The organism is Leifsonia sp. Y878 (genome assembly GCF_057669685.1).
On the sequence record NZ_JBYHFS010000005.1, the window covers coordinates 214,615 to 223,754 of the forward strand.

General features: G+C 63.4%; 12 protein-coding genes. 10 read left to right on the forward strand and 2 right to left on the reverse strand.

The window, feature by feature from the left end; translation table 11 throughout:
• The first annotated feature begins 51 nt into the window (after positions 1-51).
• The 8 genes from AC25Y4_RS16150 (at position 52) to AC25Y4_RS16185 (ending at position 6,278) form a co-directional block, all read left to right on the forward strand.
• On the forward strand, positions 52-1,023 hold the full coding sequence (locus AC25Y4_RS16150) for an NAD(P)-dependent alcohol dehydrogenase (protein WP_488121457.1): 972 nt from the start codon (positions 52-54) through the stop codon (positions 1,021-1,023).
• A gap of 154 nt (positions 1,024-1,177) precedes the next feature.
• Complete coding sequence (locus AC25Y4_RS16155; RefSeq protein ID WP_488121458.1) at positions 1,178-1,528, forward strand: cupin domain-containing protein; 351 nt, start codon at positions 1,178-1,180, stop codon at positions 1,526-1,528.
• Between the two features lie 89 nt (positions 1,529-1,617).
• The gene (locus AC25Y4_RS16160; RefSeq protein WP_488121459.1) at positions 1,618-2,103 is read left to right on the forward strand and encodes a DUF6325 family protein; all 486 of its coding nucleotides are present in this window, start codon (positions 1,618-1,620) and stop codon (positions 2,101-2,103) included.
• Between the two features lies 1 nt (position 2,104).
• The gene (locus tag AC25Y4_RS16165; protein ID WP_488121460.1) at positions 2,105-2,266 is read left to right on the forward strand and encodes a hypothetical protein; all 162 of its coding nucleotides are present in this window, start codon (positions 2,105-2,107) and stop codon (positions 2,264-2,266) included.
• A 50-nt stretch (positions 2,267-2,316) separates the two neighbouring features.
• Positions 2,317-2,754 (forward strand): DoxX family protein, encoded by a 438-nt coding sequence (locus AC25Y4_RS16170; protein WP_488121461.1) that lies wholly within the window; start codon positions 2,317-2,319, stop codon positions 2,752-2,754.
• Positions 2,755-2,850: 96 nt separating this feature from the next.
• The gene (locus tag AC25Y4_RS16175; protein WP_488121462.1) at positions 2,851-3,915 is read left to right on the forward strand and encodes a diguanylate cyclase domain-containing protein; all 1,065 of its coding nucleotides are present in this window, start codon (positions 2,851-2,853) and stop codon (positions 3,913-3,915) included.
• 38 nt (positions 3,916-3,953) lie between these two features.
• Complete coding sequence (locus AC25Y4_RS16180) at positions 3,954-5,648, forward strand: long-chain-fatty-acid--CoA ligase (protein WP_488121463.1); 1,695 nt, start codon at positions 3,954-3,956, stop codon at positions 5,646-5,648.
• A gap of 48 nt (positions 5,649-5,696) precedes the next feature.
• Positions 5,697-6,278, forward strand: coding sequence for an NADPH-dependent FMN reductase (locus AC25Y4_RS16185; RefSeq protein WP_488121464.1), 582 nt, complete (start codon positions 5,697-5,699; stop codon positions 6,276-6,278).
• Between the two features lie 58 nt (positions 6,279-6,336).
• Here the strand turns inward: AC25Y4_RS16185 and AC25Y4_RS16190 are convergent, their stop codons facing one another.
• A complete protein-coding gene (locus AC25Y4_RS16190; RefSeq protein WP_488121465.1) occupies positions 6,337-6,999 on the reverse strand; it encodes a phosphoribosylanthranilate isomerase in 663 nt (220 codons plus the stop codon).
• Between the two features lie 269 nt (positions 7,000-7,268).
• Between AC25Y4_RS16190 and AC25Y4_RS16195 the strand changes: the two genes are divergently transcribed.
• Both AC25Y4_RS16195 and AC25Y4_RS16200 read left to right on the forward strand, forming a co-directional pair.
• Entirely contained in the window at positions 7,269-7,478 is a 210-nt protein-coding gene (locus tag AC25Y4_RS16195) for a DUF2795 domain-containing protein (protein WP_488121466.1), read from the forward strand.
• Between the two features lie 144 nt (positions 7,479-7,622).
• The gene (locus AC25Y4_RS16200; RefSeq protein ID WP_488121467.1) at positions 7,623-7,796 is read left to right on the forward strand and encodes a CsbD family protein; all 174 of its coding nucleotides are present in this window, start codon (positions 7,623-7,625) and stop codon (positions 7,794-7,796) included.
• A 163-nt stretch (positions 7,797-7,959) separates the two neighbouring features.
• Here the strand turns inward: AC25Y4_RS16200 and AC25Y4_RS16205 are convergent, their stop codons facing one another.
• Entirely contained in the window at positions 7,960-8,910 is a 951-nt protein-coding gene (locus tag AC25Y4_RS16205; RefSeq protein WP_488121468.1) for an MBL fold metallo-hydrolase, read from the reverse strand.
• Between the last annotated feature and the right edge of the window lie 230 nt (positions 8,911-9,140).

Below are 9,140 nucleotides of genomic sequence, written 5' to 3' on the forward strand. Positions count from 1 at the left end.
GCGTTCCCTCTGGCGCTGCCCTGCGAACGCTGGCCGCAGTAGATTGTGCGCATGCGAGCAGCGATTCATACGCGGTACGGGTCACCCGATGTGCTTCGGGTCGAGGATGTCGAGATCCCGAGTCCGCAATCCGGTGAGTTGCGCATCCGGGTATTCGCGGCATCCGTCAACCGCACCGATTGCGGATTCCTGCGGGGCAAGCCGGCGATCGTCAAGCTGTTCAGCGGCCTCACGGCGCCGAAGCAGCAGACGCTCGGCAACGAATTTGCCGGTCGCATTGACGCGGTGGGGGATGGCGTGACCGAATTCTCGGTCGGCCAGGACGTCTTTGGCTACGACGGGGTGAACTTCGGCGGCCAGGCCGAGTACACCACGATCCGCGAGACCGGCATGGTGGCGCTCATCCCCGCAGGCATGACCTACCTCGAGGTCGTTCCCAGTACCGAGGGCGCCCACTATGCACTGAACATCATTCGAGCAGCCGGCATCGTCGCTGGGCAGAACGTGCTCATCTACGGTGCGACCGGCGCCATCGGAACGGCGGCGGTGCAGCTCGTCAAGCACCTCGGTGCGCGCGTCACTGCCGTCTGCGACACGAAGAACCTCGACCTGGTGACGTCGCTCGGTGCAGACCGGGTCATCGACTACACCCGGGAGGATTTCACCCGTCTCGACGAGCAATTCGACGCGGTGCTGGATGCCGTCGGCAAGAGTTCATTCGGCCGGTGCAAGGCATTGCTGAAACCGCGCGGTTACTACGTCTCAACGGATCTCGGTAGAGGGTGGCAGAACCCGATACTCGCACTCAGCACCCCACTGTTCAGGCGCAAACAGGTGCTCTTTCCGATCCCGAAAGACACCAGGGACGACATCGTTTTCCTGAAGGGTCTGATGGACATCGGCGCATTCAGGCCGGTCATCGACCGCACATACTCACTGGATGAGATCGCCGAGGCCTACCGCTACGTGGAGTCGGGAGTGAAGGTCGGCAACGTCGTCATCCGGGTGGCTGACCCAGGCTAACCAGGCTGCCCCAGGCAGGCAGGCATCGGCAATCTCACCCGATGCCTGCGCGTGATGATTGACGACGCCCATTGTTTGCCTGACGAATTGTGTCTGCTCAGAACTGCTGCGCCGGATCTAGGCCCGGCGGCCAGGTGGCGAGTAGTGTCATCGCATGATCAGCGACGATCCGACGGTGACGAACCCCGACCACTATCGGATGCTCTGGGAGAACGAGTTCGTGCGGGTATTGGAGTACACCGATGACCCGGGCGACAAGACCAGCCCGCACGAGCATCCGAACAGCGTGATGGTAACGCTCTCCGCGTTTGATCGGCGGCTTTCATTGGACGGTCGCGAGTTCGAAACCTCACTCGCTGCCGGCCAGGCCGTGTGGCTTCCTGCCCAGCGCCATACGGGTGAAAACATCGGCCAGACGCCCACGCACACCATTTTCATAGAACTCAAGGGCGCTGCGGCCGGTGAGCCGACGGGGATCGCGCTGGGTCCCATTACCGATGATTGATTTTTTCGGCCTCGCGCCGGCGATCCCGGCGTACTGTGGCCCGCAGACTCTGCCAACCAGCGTGAGTCACCCAGGCGAAGGGACGAATCATGGCGGAGAAATCACTGGATGAGTTGGGGCCGATTGACTTCATCATTGTTGAGTTTCCGGCGGGCGAGTCCCGTTTCAGCGGTGAAATGGCGGCCGAACTCCTCCGTCTTGTCGACGCCGGAATCATCCGAGTCATCGACCTCCTGATCGTTGCCAAGGACGCAGACGGCGGCATTGAGGTCACCGAGCTCGCTGACCTCGAAGAGCTAGAGGGTCTTGAAGTCCTGGAAGCCGAGCTGGGGGACATGCTGGCAGAAGCAGACATCGATCACCTTGCAGCTGCGCTTGAACCAGGTAGCGTCGGCGGCGTTCTGGTGTACGAGAACCAGTGGGCAGCGCCATTCGCATCCGCCGCGCGCCGCGCAGGCGGCCAGCTGATCGCCAACGGCCGAATTCCCATCCAGGCCATCATCGCCGCCGTCGAAGCGGATGAAGCTGATGAAGCGGATGACGTCCTCACGGGCACCGAGAGCAGAGGAGACTGAGATGCCATTGAGAGCTGCACGAGTAGGCCGCGTCGGAGTCATTGGTGCGCCCGTCGCACGCGCGGCAGTAGTGGGAGCGGCTGTGAGCCCAGGGCCATCGCCGATCGCCAAGACCGCTGTCGTCGCGGCGGCTGTCACGCCGGGGCGACGACGTCGTTTTTAGATCCCTCGCTTGGCTATTCCCTCGAGCAAGTGCGGTGTTACCCTCCGTAGATGAGTCGAACGCACCGTACGACAGCCCCCGCACGCTCAGTCCCGCGCACCATTGGCCGGGTGGTCCTCGGCGTGTTCCTGGTGTTCGCAGGGATCAGCCACCTCACCTTCGCTCGGCAGGAGTTCACCGCTCAGGTACCAGAGTGGCTTCCGGCCAACGATGACGTCGTCGTGGTCGGGTCGGGTGTCGTCGAGATCTCGCTCGGGGCAGCCCTCCTGTTGCTCCGGCAGCGCCGGATTGGCGTTGGCTGGGTGGTGGCTGCCTTCTTCGTTGCGGTGTTCCCCGGCAACATCTCGCAGTACGTCACGCACAGCGATGCGTTCGGTCTCGACTCTGACCGCGCTCGCGGCATCCGCTTACTGTTTCAGCCTCTTCTCGTAGCGTGGGCGCTCTGGAGCACTGGGGCATGGAAGGCCTGGCGCACCCGCAAGCACTGAGCGCGCCCGGCATCTGTGCTCCGGCACCCGTGCTCCGGCATTCGGGGCGGCGGGGTCTCATCGCGGAGTGGGTGAGGATTGAGCCAGAATGGAAAGATGGATTCACTGCTCGCCCAGATTTCTGAAACTGTCTCTGCTGCACAGTCGCTGGAGGACCTCACCCGCCCGATGCTTGAAATGCTCGAGGCGGTGACCGGGCTCGAATCCACCTACCTCACCACGATCGATCGCAGCGCTGGCGTGCAACACATCCTGTACTCGCGGAACGTCGGACTCGTGCAGATCGCCGAAGGCCTTGATGTGCCGTGGGAAGACACCCTGTGCAGCCGCGCCTATGACGAGAGGCGCGTGTACTGCGATGACGCAGCGACGCGGTGGGCCGATGCCGGCCTGGCCGTGGCGCTGAACGTCCAGACCTATTTCAGTATGCCGATCACCACCGAGAACGGTGACCTCTACGGAACCCTGTGCGGGGTCAGCACCTCGGTGCTGCCAGAACAGTCCAATGCTGAGCTTGTGCTCACGCTGTTCTCCAAACTGATCGCCCAGCACATTGAGCGCGAGCACCTCATGCAACGGCTGCAGGACGCCAACGCTGAACTGGCGTCGCATGCCTCAACTGACATGCTCACAGGCCTGGCGAATCGACGGTCACTCCTCACTGCCCTGCGACGGATGCTGGCCATCGGTGAACGAGACGCTCGATGCATTCTCGTCGGCTTCATCGACCTCGATGGCTTCAAGTCGATCAACGATCGGCACGGGCACGAGGCCGGCGACGACTTCCTCGTGTCGATGGCGCAGCGACTCGGCACGATCCTTCGCGAGGGCGACCTGCTGGCCAGGATCGGCGGCGACGAGTTCGTCGTGATCGGGTTCGGCCCGACGCCAGGCGGCGCAGAAACCTCCGATCAGGAGGCCGCGGCAGCACTGGCCACGCGCCTCGAGGATTGCACCATTGGTGTGTACGAGCTGAACAGCCACACCGTCGACTACTCCGGAGCCAGCGTTGGCGTTGTCGCGGTGAACTCGGGGACGGCGGAAGACGCACTCCGTCTCGCGGATGCGGAGATGTACCTGGTGAAGCGAGCACGGCAGGCACGGCAGGCGCAGCAGGCGTATGAGACGCAACAGGGAGAACAGGCTCTCGCTGAGGCGTAGCCGGAGTCACCAGTCCCGGCAAGTGGCAGGATATAACAATGGCGATTACAGATGAGCGGCCCTGGCTGAAGAACTACCAGCCGGGTGTCCCCGCCGATATAGAGCTGCCGACGGAGTCACTGGTTGACATGCTGGAACGGTCAGTGGCCGAGGCCGGCGACCACCCCGCACTGGAGTTCTTCGGCCGTCGGACGACGTATACAGAGCTGGGTGATCAGGTCGATCGCGCAGCAGAAGGTTTGCGTGCCCTTGGCGTGCGCGCCGGTGACCGGGTAGCGCTCATCCTGCCGAACTGCCCACAACACGTGGTCGCGTTCTACGCGGTGCTCCGGCTCGGAGCCGTCGTCGTCGAGCACAACCCGCTCTACACCGCGCGCGAGCTGCGTCACCAGTTTGAGGACCACCAGGCCCGCGTGGTCATCGCATGGGACAAGGCTGCGGCATCCGTTCGTGCATTCCCCGGCGATATCAGAATCGACCACGTCGTCGCGGTGAACCTTCTCGACGCGTTCCCGACGATCAAGCGCCTCGCTATGCACCTTCCGGTGAAGAGCCTCCGCGAATCGCGGAAGTCACTGACAGCGGCGGCCCCGGGGACGATCCAGTGGAAGGATCTGCTCAGTCACGGGCCCATCGATCCGGAGCACCCGCGTCCGAGCGTGGACGACCTGGCGGCGATCCAGTACACGTCGGGAACGACGGGCCACCCCAAGGGCGCCATGCTCACCCACTTCAACCTCTACTCGAACGCCCTGCAGGGTGAGGCGTGGATGCACGGGGCCGAGTATCGCAAGGAGATCTTCTATGCGATCCTGCCGATGTTCCACGCGTTCGGCATGACGCTCTATCTCACGTATGGCATCCGCAAGCAGGCCATGCTCGTGCTGTTCCCGAAATTCGAGCCCAAGCTCATTCTCGACGCCATGAAGAAGTCGCCGGCGACGGTGTACTGCGCCGTGCCGCCCATCTATGAGCGCACAGCGCTCGCGGCGAAGGAACGCGGCGTCTCGCTGCGCTCGTGCAAGTTCTGCATCTCAGGTGCGATGAACCTGCCTGACCACGTTGTCGAGCTATGGGAATCGGTGTCTGGCGGCCTGCTCGTCGAGGGGTACGGCATGACGGAGTCGTCGCCGGTTGCCATGGGAAATCCGTTCTATCACACGCGTCGCACCGGCACGATTGGCGTGCCGTTCCCGTCGACCCTGATGAGAGTGGTCACACTCGACGACCCCACTGTCGACGTGCCGCAGGGAGAGCCAGGCGAACTGTTGCTCAAGGGGCCGCAGATTTTCCAGGGCTACTGGAACAACGCTGACGAGACGGCGAAGACACTTCTGCCTGGGGGATGGCTCCGCACGGGAGACATCGTGACGGTCGACGAAGACGGCTTCACGACGATCGTCGACCGTGCGAAGGAACTCATCATCACGGGCGGCTTCAATGTGTCGCCCTCTGAGGTCGAGGCAGCGCTGCGTCTGCACCCCGACGTCGTGGATGCCGCTGTCTTCGGCAAGCCGCTTGAACGCGGTGGTGAAATGGTCGTCGCAGCCGTTGAACTGATGCCGAATGTCACCCTCGACGAGAAGGCACTGCGCGACCACTGCCGCGAATTCGTCGCCGCGTACAAGGTGCCGCGTCGAATCGTGCAGATCGCCGACCTGCCGCGCTCCATGCTCGGCAAGGTCTTGCGAAAGACCGTGCGCGACGAGGTGCTCCCGCAGCTGGAGAGCTAGGGCCCGCTGCCCGCGGTAGTGAGAGCGCGGTGTGGGAGGAGTGGCATAGTGACTGACCATGCAGTGGCTGGAAGCCCGGCATCCACTGGGGTGATTATCGGCAGCACTCGACCGGATCGCATTTGCGTCGATATCGCCGAGTGGTACCTCCGCGTGAGCCAGCCGAACACCGCTCTCGCCTACGACCTCATCGATCTCGCCGAGGTCGGCCTGCCATTCCTCGACGAGCCGATGATGGCATCCACTGGCGTCTATGTCCACGAGCACACCAGAGCCTGGAGTGCACAGGTGAACTCGTACGACGCGTTCGTCTTCGTCTTCCCGCAGTACAACTGGGGGTACCCCGCCGTACTGAAGAACGCTCTCGATTTTCTGTATGCGGAATGGGCGGGCAAGGTCGGCGGGATCGTCACGTACGGAACCCACGGGGGCGGCAAGGCGGCTATCCAATTGCACACCGTGCTCCAGGGGCTGCACATGAATCGTGTCGAGACCGACGTGAAGCTGAGTATCCCGGGTCACGCGAAGGATGACAGGGGCCAACTCATCGACATAGATGGAACCCTGGCCTCGTTTGTACCCGACGTCATCCAGCTGGATGCCGAGCTGACCCAGCTGCTCACGAGTTAGCGCGCGGCGGTCACAGTCGCCGTCACCGCTGCAGTCACCGCTGCAGTCACCGCTGCGATCAGCGGACCGCCTGGACGAAGTCGCGGATGAGTGCGAGGTCTTTGACCCCGCGGCGTGACTCAACGCCGCTGGACACATCGACCCCACCAGGGCGCAGACTGCTCACGAGAGCGCCGACGTTGTCTGGAGTGAGGCCGCCGGCCAGGATCCAGAAGCCGGCAGGCGGCGTGGTCTCCAGCTCAGACGTGTCGAAGAGGGTTCCGCCGCCGGGGGAGACGGCGTCGATGAGGATTCGCGTCGGATCTGTCTCGCCTGAATCTGAATCTGAATCTGAATCTGCAGCCGCACGGGCAGTGCTCTTCTCCGCACGAGAGCGCAGCGCACGATACGCGTCGATGGAGACCGCACGAATCGTGCGAAACCCTGCAGAGCGCAGCACGTCGACGTCGCTGTCTGGTTCATCCCCGTGGAGCTGGACAGTGGTGAGCGAGGCCAGGTCCGCGGTTCTGAGCACCTCGTCGATGGGCTGGTTGCGAAAGACGCCAACGGTTTCCAGCTGGCCGGCCACGGCGGCAACCAGGGACGTGGCCTGCTCGGCACTGACCGCGCGCGCACTGCCGGGTGCGAACACGAAACCGATCGCGTCTGCGCCGGCCTCTGCGACAGTTTCGGCGGCATCCGTCGTGGTGATACCGCAGATCTTCACGAATGTGTGGGGCATGTGCTCTTCCTGGTTGCGCGAACTGTCGTGAGCGGCGTCGAACACGCCCAGACCAGCTTAGGGACACACGATATATCTCGGTTGCTGTATCTCAACTGACAAGAAGCGGCAACCCCCTAACGCTGGGCTCGGAGTCCGATTACTGTTCTTGACGTAAAGGGCTATGCCCCCACGCTTGGTTCCCGACGCTGTGAGATTCTCCGGCGCGGTTGAACAATCCGTGATGGTGCATGCCCCCGAGTATCAAGTGCGAACTGAAAGGTCGTTCGATGAAACCAGGCAGCCGTTTGAGTGCGTTTTTGTGGACCATGGAGTACCCGGCGCATCCTGATGATCTGATTCGGGAGGCGCTTCGCGACGGGTTCCATGATGACGATGTGGTTGTTTTTGCGATGCTTCCTGATCGTGCATACGGCGGCGCAGAGGATGTGCGCCGTACCTGTGCGGACGGCACTGCGATCCTGCCCCAAGTGGCGTGACACGGGCATCGCCGGTGCCGACCGGCTGTCGGAGACGCTCTGCCACACGAACGCAAGGCGTCTGGGCCGGTTGAATCTGCCTGGTGGACTCTGACCACTGGCTCGGGCCAACAGACCAACCACGAAAATGAAAAGGAGCACGTCATGAGCGGAACGGACAAGATCAAGAACGCGGCCGAAGAGCTGAAGGGAAAGGCCAAGGAAACAGTCGGCCACGTCACGAATGACGATTCCAAAGTCGCTGAAGGCAAGGTCGATCAGGCGAGCGCGAAAGTGAAGAAGGCCGGCGAAGACATCAAGGACAAGCTGACCGACTAACGTCTTTTCGACTCTTCAACGAATCAGCTGTGCGCACGCCACTGTGGCGTGCGCACAGTGCTGCGCGTACGGGGCCGCCCTGCGGGTGAGATGCGGGTGAGATGCGGGTGAGACGCGGGTGAGATGCGGGTGAGATGCGGGTGAGATGCGGGTGAGACGCGCGCTACAGCGTCAGCCGCATTCCGTCTTCACCGGCGATAACACTGCCGCTGAAGCCTGCGGAGGCTCGCGAGGTCCAGGCGTCGGCCGGGACCGTCCCTGGCATAGCAGGCAGGTAGTGGTTGAGGACAACAGTGGCGACGCCCGCCCGTTCCGCAATCGCGCCGATGTCGTTGACGTCGGTGTGCAACCGCTTCAGCAACGCGAGACCGGCAGGAGGGGTACCGTGCTCGGCCAGGAAATCGAGGTCAACTACTTCGTGCACCAGGATGTCGGCTCCCTGGGCGAGCGTGACGAGGTTGCCATGAGCGCGAGTGTCGCCAGAGAAGACCACAGAGCCGTCGGCTGTATCGAAACGGTAGGCCAGGGCTGGGTGGGCGTGACCGTGGGCCACCGTGATGGCGCTGATGGTGACGGCATCCGTTTGCAGGATCACCTGGGCTTCCTCTGACCCATCATCGGCAGGCTCGTCCGGGCGGTCAGTCAGGATCTCGTGGGCCTGCACGAGTGTGGCTGCATCAGGCAGCTGAAGATCGAGGGGCATGACGTTCAGGTGATAGCTGTAGGCCGCGAGGATTCCGGCGACGAGATCACTCGTACCCGGCACCGGCTGGTCAGGAGTCATCAGCGTGTGACGGATGAAAGGCGGCTCGCCCTGTGGGAGCGTCTTCGGGCTGCCGGGACCCCACACCGTCACGGGCGTTGGCGACGTGCCCCATGGGTAGAGCAGCATACCGGGGAGGTCGCCCACATGATCGACGTGCAGGTGCGTCAGGAAGATGCCACCCAGGGCGGTGAAGTGCAGACCGGCTTCGGCGAAGCGGGTGGGGGAGCCGCGGCCGCAGTCAACGACATAGACGACGCCATCAACGACGAGCGCTGAGGATGTGCCGGCCCTGTGCGGAATGGGGACTGGTCCGCCGGCGGTACCGAGGAGTACGAGTTCCGTGGCCATGTCCTCGTCCTTTCGGATGGCGTGCGCTCGATCGCCTGCAATCGGATGCGGCCCCGCGTGCCGCTGCTCTCTGCGTGCTGCTGCTGTCTGTGTGCCGCTGCTGTTTGCGTACCGCTGCTGTCTGTGCCGCCCCAATCAACGTTACAACTGTGCCGCGTACCGGAACAGGCCGCGGCGCTCGCCGCCCCCGCTGGTCGAGGAGCGAGCGCCAGCGAGCGTCTCGAGACCCT